Below are 14,312 nucleotides of genomic sequence, written 5' to 3'. Positions count from 1 at the left end.
GCATGACACTCAGATTCAAAGCTCTTTCCGTTCATCTCTTTACTGCAACAGGCGCTGTTTTTGCCATGCTGGCCATGCTGGCTGCCGTCGAAGAGAAATGGAGCCTTATGTATCTTTGGCTGGTCGTGTCTTTCATCGTGGACGGTATCGATGGCCCGCTGGCGCGACATTATCACGTCAAGCACAACGCGCCCGAGTTCGACGGCGTTCTGCTGGATCTGATCATCGATTACCTGACCTATGTGTTCATCCCGGCCTTTGCCCTGTTCAAGTCGGGGCTGATGGACGGCTGGACCGGATGGTTCGCGATCATCGTCATCACCTTTGCCAGTGCGATGTATTTCGCGGATACACGCATGAAGACCAAGGACAATTCCTTTTCCGGCTTTCCCGGGTGCTGGAACATGTTCGTCATCGTGATCTTCGCGCTGGAGCCGAATTTCTGGATCATCCTGATGCTGGTCACGTTGCTGTCGCTGGCCATGTTTCTGCCGCTGAAATTCGTTCATCCCGTCCGCACCGAGCGCTGGCGCAGCCTGACCTTGCCGATGGCGCTGGCATGGACGTTCTTCGCAGGTTGGGCCGCCTGGGTCGATTTTCACCCCGAAAGCTGGGCCCATTGGGGGCTGGTCATCACCAGCCTGTACCTGACCTTCGCAGGCATCGCCCAACAGGTTGTTCCGCAGCGCCACGCCTGACGCAGCGCTGCCCGTCCCGTTTTACAGAACGTCCTGCACCTCGAATTCGGTGCCGTTATGGGTAAAGACGTCGCCCTTTTGCAGACCTGCCATCGCCAGATAAATCGGGCTTTGGGTTGAAATGCCCATATAGGTCTTGCTATCCACTTCGAACCGCGTTGTTGAAACACACACAACAAATCTGCGGTTGTTGAACTTGATCACAGCTCCTGGCCTGACCCTGTCGGCAAGGCTGAAATCGGTATTTTCGATGACATCAATCTTTGCATGATGCGCATGGACAGGCGCGTCGAAGGCAGCCGCCAGATCGGCGTTTTCCCGCGATGCGGCAATGTCATCCTTGTCGTGACCTTCCCGGTCGTCCAATTGAGCATCTTTCAAAAACGCGTCGTAATGCGCCTGCGCCGTTGCAAGCTCTTGCGCTTCAAGCGACATCAACCGGTCGATAATGGCCTTCTTGCGGGCTGCACGGTCTTGTTCAGTGGTCATGCAATGCGGTCCTTCAAATTCAGCAATGGTTACAAGTTGTGTCTGCAAAAAGCGGATTGCAACCGAATTTCGACGCTCAGATCAAAAGACCTGCCGCCCGCTCATGCCGCAACAGGGCAACTTTCGTCTCAACACCACCGTCGCCCGAAAAACCGCCCAAGCCATTTGCGGCCAGTACCCGGTGGCAGGGAATGATCACGGGAATGGGGTTTGATCCGCAGGCTTGGCCAACCGGCTGGGCGGGTTGCCCCAGTTCTTTGGCGATATCGCCATAGGTGCGCGTTTCTCCAAGCGGGATGGCATAGATCAGGTCACAGACCTGCTTTTGAAACTCTGATCCGTCAATGCGATACGGCAGATCGAAACGGTCAAGCCGCCCTTGATCATAGGCCCTCAACTGGGCGGCGGCTTCGCGCAGCAGCGCAGTCGGCTCACCCTCGTCCCTGCCGTTCCAGACAAGCCGTGTAAGGGCTCCGTCTGTTTCTTCAACACCAAGTCGTCCGAACTGAGTTTCAACGGAAATCATCGCCATGGACCGACGGTTTCAGATCAAAGCACCAAGCACAAGCGCGGGAATGTACAAGACCACGCAAAACGTCATTTTTGGGCATTGGCGCCATTCGTGATACGCTCCTGCCGTTACTTAAAGAGATTTTGGAGAACGCAATGGGTCGACATTTGATCCTAACGGTACATGGAATCGGTGAACAAAAACCCGGCGAAACCGTCGATCAGGTCGTTGGCGCAGCAACAACCTGGCTGGATGGAAACCCCAGACCACCGATCGAAGTCGAACGCGGCATGATCGAACTGGCCGAATCCACCTTCGACGGAAATCCAAGAAATGCAGAGCTGTTCGAAGTCAATCTGCGCACGGTGACTGACCCGGCTGTTCCTCAGGACAAGGCCCTGTTTGCCGAAGTTTATTGGGCTGATCGCTCTCCGGCCCCGAAAGGAGCGATCAAAACCGTGCTGGACCTGATTTGGGTCGTTCTGGCGTTGGGATATCTGGCGATGGACAATGTCGAGCAAACCCACATCCGCAAAGGCGTTGCCTCGGACCAGCCCAATGGCAGGAATACACTTGCGGCACAGCTGGTACATCTTTTCACATGGATCTTCTTCGGTGCGGTTGCGACGCTGAACGTCTTTTTGTTGATTGGTGCCGCAGCGGTCATGACCGACCGGATACCTGTCTCGGTTTTCCAGAACCCTGCCCTGTTGTTCTGGCTTCTGTTCGGGCTGTACGCCGGCGGGGCCATTGTCGGGCTGGGGCAAAGCCGATCGGCGCCGACCTATCTCAGGCGGGTCTTCTGGCGTGGAATGCTCGCAATGGGAACAGCACTGACTCTGTGCCTGGTCATTGGGCCGCTGGGCCTGAAATTGTGGGTCTGCGTCCCTTCCGACACGGGAAATTGCCCGCCGGCCCTGGAGCAATTCGTGGCGTTTCAGGTTTTTCTGCTGTCCATTTTCTGGGCCACTCTTATCTTCCTGACACTCATTCTTTACGCGTTGTCCGCCTGGACGCTGCAGATCAATGACACACTTTCAGAGCACAGGCGGCTGTACCCCAGCATCTGTGCAGGCATGCTGGTTTTCTGGATGTTCTTCATTTCCGGCCTCTGGTTGACCATAGAGCAATTGCTGGAAACTGTTTCGGGCCTGTCCGGCGGTCAGCTGCAACGTCTTTTTGAAAGCAATTTGAACGAGTCCATCGAAACACTCAGCGTGGCCTTTGTGGCCATCGTTCTGTTGGGGTTCGTTGGCGTCGGGCTTTTTGCAGGTCGCAAAACGTACAAGGCCAACCTTCACACCCGCAGCGGTCTGATCAGCCGGGCGATTGTAAACCGGCTGGCGCAGTGGGTCTTTCTGTTTGGTACAATCGTGCTGGTTCTGGTCACGATCCGAGAGATCGCAGCCAACCAGAGTTTTGAGGCCGCATGCAACGTGGGCATAGGTGAAACCAACCCGATCTCTTGGGCTTTGGACAGGTTGGCCTGTTCGCAAGGCGAGATCGGCCTAATCGTTCTTGGCGCAACTGCGTTGATGTACCGGTTTTCTGATTTTGTTTCCGCCGGGCTGGGCGTTGCACGGGATATCGTTACCTACGCCATTCGTGACAAATGCTATCTGGGAAAAGATCTGGAAACGCGACAACGCAACTATCCGGATCGCAAGGCGATAGACGAACGTTTCTATCGCACGTTGTACTATGTTCTCGATATCTTTCCAGCGGATCATATTACGGTGATATCCCATTCGCAGGGCACCGTGATTGCCACACAGATGCTTGCTGACCCACGCGTCCAGAGACGCATCGGCGGGCGGACTTTGACACTCATCACGATGGGCTCTCCGGTCACGCATATCTATCAGCGCTATTTTCCCGAGATGTTCACCATCACCGCCAGTCAGTTGAACGCCTCGTGGTTCAACATCTTCCGGCAGGACGATTTTGTCGGAACCGAGATCGAGGGTGGTCTCATTTTTGCAAATCGAAACATCCCGGTCGATCCCGGCGGGCACACCGGTTACTTTACGGACTATCAGGTTTGGAAAGCCCTGTCAGATCCCGCGATTGGCTTTGATCTGTTCAATCCAACACCGCAGCCTGTGCAGACATAGCCCTAAATGCCCCCCGACTGAATTCGGGGGGCGCGTTGATTTATCCCAATGCCTCATTGCAGCGCCCGCAGACGCCCGCGTGGGTGTGGCGGCCCACATCAGGCAGGATTTTCCAGCAACGCTGACATTTCTCGCCTTCTGCTTTTTCGAACACGACGGCAACGCCTTCGATTTCCGGCACACGGAACGCCTCGGCCGGGGCGGGATCGCCGGTCACGGTCAGGCCCGAGGTGATGCACATGTCGTCCACGTCGAACGTGGCCAGCAGATCGCGGGTATCGCCATCCTCGACATGCACGATCGGTGCCGCCTCGAGGCTGGAGCCGATCACCTTGTCCTGACGCTGAACCTCCAGCGCGGCGGTCACGGCCCGGCGCACACGGCGCACCTTGGCCATGTTGGCCTCAAGCTCGGCATCGCGCCAATCGGCGGGTGTGTCCGGAAAGTCCACCAGATGGACCGAACTGTCATCGCCCGGGAACCGCTCCAGCCAGACCTCTTCCATGGTGAAGACCAGAACCGGGGCCAGCCAGGTGGTCAGACGGTGGAACAGGATATCCAGAACAGTGCGCGCGGCGCGGCGGCGTGTGCTGTCCCCGTCGCAGTACAGAACATCCTTGCGAACGTCGAAATAGAAGGACGACAGATCAACCGTAGCAAAGTTGAACACGACGCTGAAAACACCCTGGAAGTCAAACGCGGCATAACCCTTGCGCACCTGCGCATCCAATTCCGCCAGACGGCTGAGAACCCAGCGTTCCAGACGCGGCATATCCTCGGGCGCGACGCGGTCGGCCTCGGTGAAGTCGGCCAATGAGCCCAGCATGAACCGCATGGTGTTGCGCAGACGACGATAGCTGTCGGCGGTGCCCTTCAGAATCTCCGGCCCGATCCGCTGATCGGCGGTATAGTCGGTCTGCGCCACCCACAGGCGCAGGATATCGGCGCCGTATTGCTTGACGACCTCTTCCGGCACGATGGTGTTGCCCAGCGACTTGGACATCTTGTTACCCTTGGCATCCAGCGTGAAACCGTGGGTCACTACGTTGCGATAGGGCGCGCGGCCCTTGGTGCCGCAGGCTTGCAGCATGGACGAATGGAACCAGCCGCGGTGCTGGTCGGTGCCTTCCATGTAGACATCGGCGATGCCATCCTCGGTCCCGTCCTCGCGATCGCGCAGAACGAACGCGTGGGTGGAACCCGAGTCGAACCAAACATCCAGCACGTCAAAGACCTGTTCGTAGTCGTCCGGGTTGGCGATTCCGTCGAGGATCTTTTCCTTGAAGCCGTCGGTGTACCAAACATCCGCACCGTCCTTCTCGAACGCTGCCTTGATGCGGGCGTTGAGTTCGGCGTTGCGCAGCAGGTAATCCGCGTCGTTGGGCAGAGCGCCCTTCTTGGTGAAGCAGGTCAGCGGCACACCCCATGCACGCTGGCGCGACAGAACCCAATCCGGGCGCGCTTCGATCATCGAATACAGGCGGTTGCGGCCGGACTGCGGCGTCCACTTCACCAGCTCGTCAATCGACCGCAGGGCACGTTCGCGGATGGTGTCGCCCATCTCGCCCATACCGTCATCCAGTTTGCGGTCGACGGATGCGAACCACTGCGGCGTGTTGCGATAGATGATCGGCGCCTTCGAGCGCCACGAATGCGGATAGCTGTGCTTGATCTTGCCGCGCGCCAGCAGCCCGCCGACTTCGGCCAGCTTGTCGATGACGGCCTTGTTTGCGTCACCCTCGCCGCCCTTGCGGGACAGGATGTATTTGCCGCCAAAGAACGGCAGATCGGCACGGAACGAGCCATCGTCCATCACGTTATAGGTGATGACCTGTTCCAGCATGCCCAGATCACGGTACAGCTCGAACTCCTCCATCCCGTGGGACGGCGCGCAGTGGACGAAACCGGTGCCTTCGGTATCGGTCACGAAGTCAGCGGCGCGGAAATCGCGGATGTCGTCCCATTCGCCATTGCCGCCTTCGGCCCCGGCCAGCGGGTGAAGCAGCTGCACGCTCTCCAATTCGTCGGCGGTCACGTCGCGCACACGGGTCCACTGATCGTCGTTCAGACGGGCACGGCCCAATACATCGGCGGCCAGGTTGTCGGCCAACAGGAATTTGTCGCCTACCTTGGCCCAGCATTCCTCGGGCGTGTCGGTAACTTCGTAGAGACCGTAGGAAATGTCCTTGCCATAGACGACGGCCTTGTTCGACGGCATGGTCCACGGCGTCGTCGTCCAGATCACCACATAGGCATCATCAAGATCGCCCGCATTCACGACCTTGAACTTCACCCAGATGGTGAAGCTTTCCTTGTCGTGATACTCGACCTCGGCCTCAGCAAGGGCCGTCTTTTCGATGGGCGACCACATCACGGGCTTTGAACCCTGATAGAGCGTGCCGTTCATCAGGAACTTCATGAATTCGTCCGCAATCACCGCCTCGGCGTGATAGTCCATGGTGATGTAAGGATCGGCCCAGTTGCCGGTGATGCCCAGACGCTTGAACTCTTCGCGCTGGATGTCGATCCAGCCCTCGGCGAACTTGCGGCATTCCTGACGGAAGTCGACGATGTTCACCTCGTCCTTGTTCTTGCCCTTCTTGCGGTACTGTTCCTCGATCTTCCATTCGATCGGCAGGCCGTGGCAGTCCCAGCCGGGCACGTATCGCGCATCAAAGCCCATCATCTGATGGGATCGCACGATCATGTCTTTGATGGTCTTGTTAAGGGCGTGGCCGATATGCAGATGCCCATTTGCATAAGGAGGGCCATCGTGCAGGGTAAAGGGCGAGCGGCCCTCTTTCTCGCGCAGGCGGTCATAGACACCGATGGTCTCCCACCGTTCCAGCCATGCGGGCTCGCGCTTGGGCAGGCCGGCGCGCATGGGGAAATCGGTTTTGGGCAGGTTCAGCGTGTCTTTGTAGTCAGGTGTCTGGATCGTGTCGGCGCACATTTGGGGCGTCCTTTGGATGATCTGGTCGTCTATTGGATCGAAGCGGTCGGTGCGAAGTCTCAAACACCTTTGCCCGGCGTCTCAGGAGGTCAGAGCGCCGGGGATATAATTCGAATAATGATGGCCATCCGGTCATGCATGGCGCGCTTATATGACGCCTGCACCTAATGGTCCAGAGGTTCTGCCCGCTGCGGCGAATGGCGCAGTTTCGCCCACCGGTTCAGCCACGCAAGACCGGCCAGCGCAAGGCCAAGCGCCAACAGCGAAAACACCCGGATCAGGCCGCCCAGACCGGCGATGTCGATCAGGAAGACCTTGGCCACCGCCAGCCCGATCACCGCCAGCCCTGCCTTGCGCATCAGGTCGGATCGGCGGGCAAGAGATTGATAGAACAGAGCGGCCCCGATCAGCAGCAGCACCAAAGTGTAGGTATACAGTTCCGGCTGGGTGACGCCGTTGACTTCATACATCCCCGCCGCGCCCTGCCAGACGTGACGGATCGTCAAACCCAACCAAACTGCGGCCAACGTCCCTGCAACGGCAAAGCTTGCTTGCATGATCGGTTTCGGCATTTCCCTGATCCTCCAGGCCGATCCGCCGATGGCCAATGCGGGCAACAGATAGGCAACGGCCAGCGTATTCAAAACCGGCGGCCCAAGCACCGGATCGGCATTCGGATCAAACAAGGGGTTCTGGTCCGCCAATGCCAGCAACAGATAGAAAAGGCCATGACCCGCAAAGAACAGAGCAAGCAGGTATCGCAGGTAGTTCAGTTTGCCACCCAACCCGAACCTCTGTACCTGCGCGAACGCAAGCAAAAGCCAGATGACGGCCAACAGACCCAGGCCCCAATGGCTGTTGTCAGCGCCGCCCTCGCCAAAGCCTTCGAGCCAACGCAGCAGCAGCAAGGAAAGCAGGATACCCGCTGTCGCCCAGGCCGCACTTTCCAGTAGCAGCGCCGCCAGAGGGCGCTTCAACGGACGCAAAAGCCACCAGCCCACGACAAATCCCAATGTGGCCGCGCCATAGACCATCGCCATCTCGGACACCGGAGCGGAATTGGCCCAGTCCAGTCCGGGATCAAGCACCAAACGCACCGTGACGGTAAAGACACCAGCCCAGATGAACCAGCTCATCGGCGGCAGGATGAACCTGCGGTCCAACGCTGCGGCAACCACGACACTGGCGACCAGAGCAACCGTGAGCGCCGATGAACTGAGCACGATGACGCAAGCGAACACCAGACACGACAGCGCGGACAGAGTGGCCAGAGCCGCTCGCATCCGTTCATCGCCGTCAACACGGGCAAAACGTTCTGCCAGAACCACCATCAGCACCGCCAGTGCGATCGCATGGAGCGCCCAGGGGTAGGCTCCGATCACCAAAGCCGGATGCCAGCCTATTTCCAGCGCGATGGCCAGCACAGGGGCAAAAAGCGCCGCTCCTCCGGCCCAGACGGCGCGATACTGGCTGGTCGTGAATGAACGCCAGGCCATCAGGGCCGACATCAAACCTCCCAAGGCGACCAGAACAGTCACCACCATCGGATAGTCGGCCTCGGGCGTTTCCGCGTAAGTGCCCGCAAACCTGTCCAGAACCGCGCCATTCTCAAGCCCGTGAGAGGCGACAAAGACCACCAATCCAGCCGCAGGCAGGACGGTCAGGTCCCGGAGGGCCGGTGCATCCTTAGCCCATAGAAGCAGAGCCAGAACAAGGGCAGACAACAGGCTGACGCCCAACCAGAATTCGGGTTCCGTGTCCGCCCAATGCCAGGACAGGATCACCGTACTTGCCGCGATGGCCCCGGCGGCCAGTCGAGTTGGGAATTCCGGCCAAGGGCGGGCCTTTGGGCGGCGGATCATCTCAGTCAGCATGGGGCCCGCGTGATTTGGCCAAATGCGTCGCACCGGAATGGCGGTTGCCAAAAGCGCCAGCACCGTTGCCGCGATCAGGTATCCCGATTCCGTACTCGGCGCGCCCATCACCAGAAGCAGGTTCGCCGCATAAGCCCCAAACAGCGTCAGGACCGAGATCCATGCCCAGCGCCGTACCGTGTCGATACCCAGCCCCAAGACGGCAACCAGCAGGAAATACGCATAAAGCCACGACGGATCATCGGACGTGCCCCCGACCAGGAAAGGCGCCGCGAAGGCACCGATCAAACCGACCGCAGCCAGCAGCGGACCGTGGAACCACCCCAGAACGAGGCCCACCAGCGCGACAACGACCATCCCTGCCAGTGCCGTTTCGGCACCGATCAGGTTGTACAGCTGGCGCGCGGACAGGATCGCCCCGAACAAAGTGACCAGCCCGGCACCGGAAAAGACCGAGGGCAGATAGGCGGTTGCCACCGCTTCGTCATCACCGAACTTGCGGCGCAGGACTTCTCCTCCGAGGATCAGAACCGTGCCGAAACCCAGGGCAGCGACGACACGGGCCGCCGGCGGCAGCAAACCGTTTTCGACGCCGTATTGCACAAGGAAAATACCGGCCAATGCCAGAGACAGGGCCGAAACCACATAAAACCAGTTCTCGCGCAGCCACGCGCCCAAAGCCGCAAACCTGTCATGGCGAAACACGACAGCCGGAGAAGAAATCTCTGCATCCTGAGCGTCGGCACTGTTGTCTTCCTGCCGTTTTGGAGCCGACCAAGGTGCCGGCCTGCGCGGCTTTTCTTCAGCAGCAGGTTGCGGTGCAGGCGTTTCCTGTTCCGGTTGCGGCAGGACCGTCGCATCGCCTGAGGCCAAGGCGTTGATTTGCGCTTCCAGCTGCTCTACCCGGCGACGCAATCGGGAATGCCCGACCAAAAGAGCGATCAATGTCACAGGGATGGCCAGAACTATCAGGCCAACAAGAACAAGCAGCGATTCCAACCGAGTCTCCGATCCTTTTGGAGGTCAGGCTATCTTGAGCCGTCCGAAAGTGACAGTCAGGAAAGCTGTGATCCGATCTAAAGCACCGAAATCGCCGGACGCGCGATCGTCGGCCTGAAAAGGTCCGGGGTCTGCGGTAACGCCTGCCGCAACAACCGTCATCCCAGCGGCGCAAAATTTATGGGTGGAACAAGGACCCGACGAGATACGCGATCAGCGCGGCCAGCCCGCCGATCAAAAACGTCTCGATCCCCGACCGCCACCAGGGGGCCAGTGACCACCGGCTTTTGAGCGCGCCAATCGCAAAAAAGACAGCCATGGTCATCCAGGCCGAGATCGCAAACGCGTTCGGCACGGACGCCAGAAACGGCAGCAATGGGATCATCCCCGCCACCAGAAACGCGAAGAAGGTGGCCACAGCCGCTTTCATTGGATGCGGGTCGACACTGCCCAGACCATATTCACCTTCGATCATCAGGTTGATCCAGTTTTCGTTGCTCGAGGTGATCTCTGCCGTGGCCTCGATCAGAATGTCGCCAGACAGCCCTTTTTGCGCAAGGATCTCTCGCACTTCTTCGCGCTCACCATCCGGGTACAACGCAATGTGGCGTTCCTCGACCGCGCGGATGCGGCGAATGTTGTCCAGCTCGGCCTTGGTGCCCGAATAATTGCCCGCCGCCATCGAAAACCCGTCAGCCAGAACATTCGCCAGGCCAAGCGCCACGATAACGAAAGGGGAAAGGCCTGCCCCTGCAACGCCTGCCACGATGGCAAATGTGGTGACGGACCCGTCGATGCCGCCATAGACGACATCGCGCAACACGCCGCGGCCGGGCGGCGCGTTGATCCGTTCGGCGATTTCCTGCGGGCTGTGACCGTGATCCGTCATGGCTGGCTCCTTTGACACATTCAGTGTGCCGAAGCGCAGGCCGGGGCGCCTTGCTTTGGATCAACCCTTGGAAAACAGGCCCTGCAAGGCGCGCTTGATGATGCCCCGCGTCGAAGGTTTGTGCCTGTCCGAGAAGGGCAACGGGCGGCACACCTCCATCGCGGCCACACCCACACGAGCGCTGAGGGCACCGTTGACCAGACCCTCGCCGAACCGGCGTGACAGTTTGCTCAGAACCGAACCGCCCAGGACGGGCTCCAGCAGATCATCGCCGACTGCAACCGCCCCTGTCGCCACCAGATGCACAAATACACTGCGGGTCAGACGCCAGCCGCCCAACGTACCCGCGCGCCCGCCATAGATTTCGGCAACCCGGCGGATCATCCGCAATGACGCGGCCAGCGCGGTTATCACATCCGCAAGCGCCAATGGCACCAATGCGGTCACGGTTGCAACTTGCCGGGCCGCGGCCTCGACCTCGCGGCTGGCGGCTTCGTCCAGAGGCGCCAACAGCTCAACTTCGGCAAGTTCCAGCAGAGCTGACGCATCGAACTGATCCGCCATCCGCTCGGTCAATCGTTCGCGGCCCCAGCGCGTGTCTTCCCGGCCTTTGTAGAATGCGATGATACGATTGGTGACTGCGCGGGCCTGAGCCAGATCGTCCTCTGCCAACGCGGCATCTGCGGCCCGGCGCAGGCCATCCACACGGGACAATCGCCCCAATGCGGCCAGTTCACGGATTGCGATCATAAGCGCCACAAGAACCAGCGCGGCGATCAATCCGGTTACGATCCAACCCAAAACAGGTGTTCGCGCCACCAGCGAAGTTGCAAAATCCCACGCGGCCACCGATACGGCCGCCCCGATCACCGCCAGAGCAAGCCCCCAGAACCAGCGTGCCAGAGCCGATGGTCTGCGCGCCGCCAGCCGCGCCGCGCCTTGCATCGCCTGCCCTTGTGGTTGCGCGATGTCCGGCACCGGCGGGGCCTTGGCGACATCGGCAGGGGGCTCATCCGTTTCAAGATCGATCAAAACCGGGCCTTTAGCCATTGATCACATCCTCGCTGCGCCAGACAAACCGTATGTCCGGCAGGTTTTCGTCGTTGTCCGCCCCATCGCTGCGAGCCACCTCGGCAAAGCCGTTACGTTCATAAAACCGGCAGGCTCGGGCATTGTCCTGAAACGCGTACAAGCTCAGCTCTGAGCGGGCCGATTTGGCGTGATCCAGCAATTGCCGACCAATCCCGCGGCCCCGAACCGAAGCATCCAGATAAAGCGAATGGATTTCACGACCGTCGAGCGCCAAAAAACCAACAACGCCGGCCTCGGTTTCGGCCACGGTCACCCATTCCAGATCAATCATTCGACCACAGAAAGCGATCGTCTCGGCGCAGCTGTGCAATTCAGGCATCCAGTCTTTTTCCAAGGCGAAATTGTGCAGGATCGACCCGATGGTGCCCGCATCCGTCGGGCGTGCGTGGCGCAGAATTGTCGTCACAACCGATCTCCGATCAAGAACTGTGCCGCCCTGTCCAGCCGGATATGCGGCGGGCCATCACCGGGTTTCAGCGACAGCTTTGCCGGGGCAAAGGCCATGAAGCCGTAATCTTCGCCCAACCACGCATCAGCCCCGTTGCGGGCCGGACCCAACAGATGCGCTGGATCCTCGGGCAATTCTCCCGGGTAGAAGGCGGCCTGTTTGCCGCTCTCCAACAGGGTACCCCGAACGCATGGCAAGTCTGTCCCGTCGTGGTGGCGCAGTTCTTCGGTCGTAGCACGCAGCGAAGCCAGAGACAGGGCCTCGGTCCGGGCTCCGGCGAAATTCGCCCGATCACGCGCCTCACGCGTCAACGCCTCGATAATCGCGGTCAGGCGGGGGTGCTGCATGTGGTGCAGGTGGTCCGCTTTTGTCGCCGCAAAAAGGATGCGTTCAACCCTTTTGCCCAGCAGCAATTGGCTGAGCCACGCGTTTCGGCCGGGGCGAAAGGCCGACAGGATATCAGCCATGGCGCGGCGCATGTCCTCGACCGCCTGAGGACCTTTGTGAATAGCGCCCAGCGCATCGACCAGAACCACCTGCCGGTCGATGCGCGAGAAATGATCGCGAAAAAACGGTTTCACGACCTGGGCTTTATAGGCTTCAAATCGCCGTTCCATCTCGCGTTGAAGCGTTCTGCGCCGCGACGGGCCAGACACCACCAACGGCGCAAAGGTCAGAACCGGAGATCCGGCCAGATCCCCCGGCAGCAGGAACCGCCCGGGGGTACAGTCGTAATACCCCGCTTCACGCGCCTGATTGAGATAGGTCGTGAACGACGATGCCAGCGCCTGCGCGGTCGGCTCGTCATGCGCGCCGGAAGGGTCTGCGGCATTGACCTGCCCCAGATACTCGACCGCCTCCGAGCGGGCCTCGATACGTTCCAGTGTTTCCCGAGACCAGTCTGCATAAGACTTGTCCAGCAGGGCCAGATCCAGAAGCCATTCGCCGGGGTAGTCGACGATGTCCAGATGAACGGTGCGCGGTCCCTGCAAGCCGGCAAGCAAGCCGGCTGGGCGGGCTTTGAAGGACAGGCGCAGCTCTGACACCGCGCGCGTGCTGTCCGGCCAGTGCGGTGTCGGACCCGTTAGGGCGGACAGGTGCGTTTCATAATCGAACCGGGGCACGGTGTCATCCGGCTGCGGTTGCAGATAGGCGGCATTGATCCGACCTTCCTGCTGCGCAACCAACCCGGTCATGCGCCCCCGATCCAGCAGGTTCGCCACCAGCGAGGTGATGAAAACCGTCTTGCCCGACCGCGCCAACCCGGTGACACCCAGGCGGATGACAGGCTCAAAAAACGTCTCGGATACGCTGTCGCCGATGGTTTCGACGCCGCGCACAAGACTGTCTGCCAGAGATGAGATGACCAATCCGTCGCCCCGCAATTATCGTTTCACCCAAGATAGGTAGAGGGTACCGCACATACCAGCGCTTTCGCCCCCTTGCCCGTTCCCGCGCCGAGCTGTACCAGCGGCACATGCCCAGATACGCGTTGAAAGTCGAATACCAGGGGGAACCGTTTGCCGGATGGCAGCGGCAAAAGGATCAGCCGTCCGTGCAGGGCGCAATCGAACAGGCCCTGTCCCGTATCCAGCCGGGTGCGCATACGATTGCGGCCGCAGGGCGCACCGACGCCGGCGTTCACGCGTTGGGTCAGGTCGCCCATTGCGACATGGCCAAGGACTGGGACCCGTTCCGCCTGTCCGAGGCACTGAACTATCACCTCAAACCGCAGCCGGTGGCGATCGTGGACGCCGCGCGCGTGACCGACGATTGGCACGCGCGGTTTTCAGCGGTCGAACGGCAATACCTGTTCCGCATCCTGATGCGACGCGCGCCTGCAACCCATGACAAAGGGCAGGTTTGGCAGATCAACCATCCGCTGGATGTCGAGGCCATGCAGGAAGGGGCGAACATGCTGCTGGGTCGCCATGATTTCACGACCTTCAGGTCGTCGATTTGCCAGGCGGCCAGCCCGGTCAAAACTCTGGATGAGTTGCGGGTTGAACAGGTTCAGGGCTTTTCCGGCCCCGAGGTTCATTTCCACGTAAGGGCTCGGTCATTTCTGCACAATCAGGTGCGCAGTTTCGTCGGAACGCTGGAACGTGTGGGCGCCGGAGCGTGGACCCCGGAAGAGGTGCGCGAGGCGCTGGAAGCTGCCGACCGTGCGGCCTGCGGTCCAGTGTGCCCGCCGCAGGGGCTGTATCTGGCGCGGGTCGGGTATCCGGAACCGGTTTTCGACTGA

The 14,312-nt window shown here is 60.1% G+C and carries 11 protein-coding genes; 3 read left to right on the top strand and 8 right to left on the bottom strand.

Annotated features, from left to right (window positions below; translation table 11 throughout):
- Positions 1-2: 2 nt before the first annotated feature.
- Positions 3-698, top strand: coding sequence for a phosphatidylcholine/phosphatidylserine synthase (locus GOW09_RS08730; RefSeq protein ID WP_171117474.1), 696 nt, complete (start codon positions 3-5; stop codon positions 696-698).
- A 21-nt stretch (positions 699-719) separates the two neighbouring features.
- Here GOW09_RS08730 and GOW09_RS08725 read toward each other — a convergent pair whose 3' ends face one another.
- A complete protein-coding gene (locus GOW09_RS08725) occupies positions 720-1,187 on the bottom strand; it encodes a hypothetical protein (RefSeq protein ID WP_171117472.1) in 468 nt (155 codons plus the stop codon).
- 76 nt (positions 1,188-1,263) lie between these two features.
- Complete coding sequence (locus tag GOW09_RS08720; RefSeq protein WP_171117470.1) at positions 1,264-1,719, bottom strand: methylated-DNA--[protein]-cysteine S-methyltransferase; 456 nt, start codon at positions 1,717-1,719, stop codon at positions 1,264-1,266.
- A gap of 134 nt (positions 1,720-1,853) precedes the next feature.
- Here GOW09_RS08720 and GOW09_RS08715 point away from each other — a divergent pair, with 134 nt between their 5' ends.
- On the top strand, positions 1,854-3,812 hold the full coding sequence (locus GOW09_RS08715; RefSeq protein WP_171117468.1) for a hypothetical protein: 1,959 nt from the start codon (positions 1,854-1,856) through the stop codon (positions 3,810-3,812).
- Positions 3,813-3,852: 40 nt separating this feature from the next.
- Here GOW09_RS08715 and ileS read toward each other — a convergent pair whose 3' ends face one another.
- The 6 genes from ileS to GOW09_RS08685 all read right to left on the bottom strand — a co-directional run bounded on the left by ileS (position 3,853) and on the right by GOW09_RS08685 (position 13,437).
- Positions 3,853-6,765, bottom strand: a complete 2,913-nt coding sequence (gene ileS / locus GOW09_RS08710; RefSeq protein WP_171117466.1) for an isoleucine--tRNA ligase — start codon at positions 6,763-6,765, stop codon at positions 3,853-3,855.
- 164 nt (positions 6,766-6,929) lie between these two features.
- Positions 6,930-9,638 carry a DUF2339 domain-containing protein gene (locus GOW09_RS08705; RefSeq protein WP_171117465.1) on the bottom strand — a complete coding sequence of 903 codons (2,709 nt, stop codon included), beginning with the start codon at positions 9,636-9,638 and terminating at the stop codon, positions 6,930-6,932.
- A 178-nt stretch (positions 9,639-9,816) separates the two neighbouring features.
- Positions 9,817-10,527, bottom strand: coding sequence for a VIT1/CCC1 transporter family protein (locus tag GOW09_RS08700; RefSeq protein WP_171117463.1), 711 nt, complete (start codon positions 10,525-10,527; stop codon positions 9,817-9,819).
- A 60-nt stretch (positions 10,528-10,587) separates the two neighbouring features.
- Entirely contained in the window at positions 10,588-11,577 is a 990-nt protein-coding gene (locus GOW09_RS08695; RefSeq protein WP_171117461.1) for a YcjF family protein, read from the bottom strand.
- Positions 11,570-12,025: a GNAT family N-acetyltransferase gene (locus tag GOW09_RS08690; RefSeq protein WP_171117459.1), complete on the bottom strand. Its 456-nt coding sequence runs from the start codon at positions 12,023-12,025 to the stop codon at positions 11,570-11,572. Before GOW09_RS08690 ends, GOW09_RS08695 begins: the two co-directional genes overlap by 8 nt.
- Entirely contained in the window at positions 12,022-13,437 is a 1,416-nt protein-coding gene (locus tag GOW09_RS08685) for a YcjX family protein (protein ID WP_171117457.1), read from the bottom strand. The genes GOW09_RS08690 and GOW09_RS08685 overlap by 4 nt, the downstream gene beginning before the upstream one ends.
- Before the next feature lie 107 nt (positions 13,438-13,544).
- Here GOW09_RS08685 and truA point away from each other — a divergent pair, with 107 nt between their 5' ends.
- On the top strand, positions 13,545-14,312 hold the full coding sequence (gene truA / locus GOW09_RS08680; protein ID WP_152457202.1) for a tRNA pseudouridine(38-40) synthase TruA: 768 nt from the start codon (positions 13,545-13,547) through the stop codon (positions 14,310-14,312).

This window comes from Ruegeria sp. HKCCA5463 (assembly GCF_013034175.1).
Taxonomy (GTDB): Bacteria; Pseudomonadota; Alphaproteobacteria; order Rhodobacterales; family Rhodobacteraceae; genus Ruegeria.
This window is presented reverse-complemented; position numbering and strand designations above follow the sequence as displayed.

Coding starts and splice junctions, on each gene's coding strand:
- GOW09_RS08730 (WP_171117474.1), top strand. CDS start 3: ATGACACTCAGATTCAAAGCTCTTTCCGTTCATCTCTTTACTGCAACA.
- GOW09_RS08725 (WP_171117472.1), bottom strand. CDS start 1,187: ATGACCACTGAACAAGACCGTGCAGCCCGCAAGAAGGCCATTATCGAC.
- GOW09_RS08720 (WP_171117470.1), bottom strand. CDS start 1,719: ATGGCGATGATTTCCGTTGAAACTCAGTTCGGACGACTTGGTGTTGAA.
- GOW09_RS08715 (WP_171117468.1), top strand. CDS start 1,854: ATGGGTCGACATTTGATCCTAACGGTACATGGAATCGGTGAACAAAAA.
- ileS (WP_171117466.1), bottom strand. CDS start 6,765: ATGTGCGCCGACACGATCCAGACACCTGACTACAAAGACACGCTGAAC.
- GOW09_RS08700 (WP_171117463.1), bottom strand. CDS start 10,527: ATGACGGATCACGGTCACAGCCCGCAGGAAATCGCCGAACGGATCAAC.
- GOW09_RS08695 (WP_171117461.1), bottom strand. CDS start 11,577: ATGGCTAAAGGCCCGGTTTTGATCGATCTTGAAACGGATGAGCCCCCT.
- truA (WP_152457202.1), top strand. CDS start 13,545: ATGCCCAGATACGCGTTGAAAGTCGAATACCAGGGGGAACCGTTTGCC.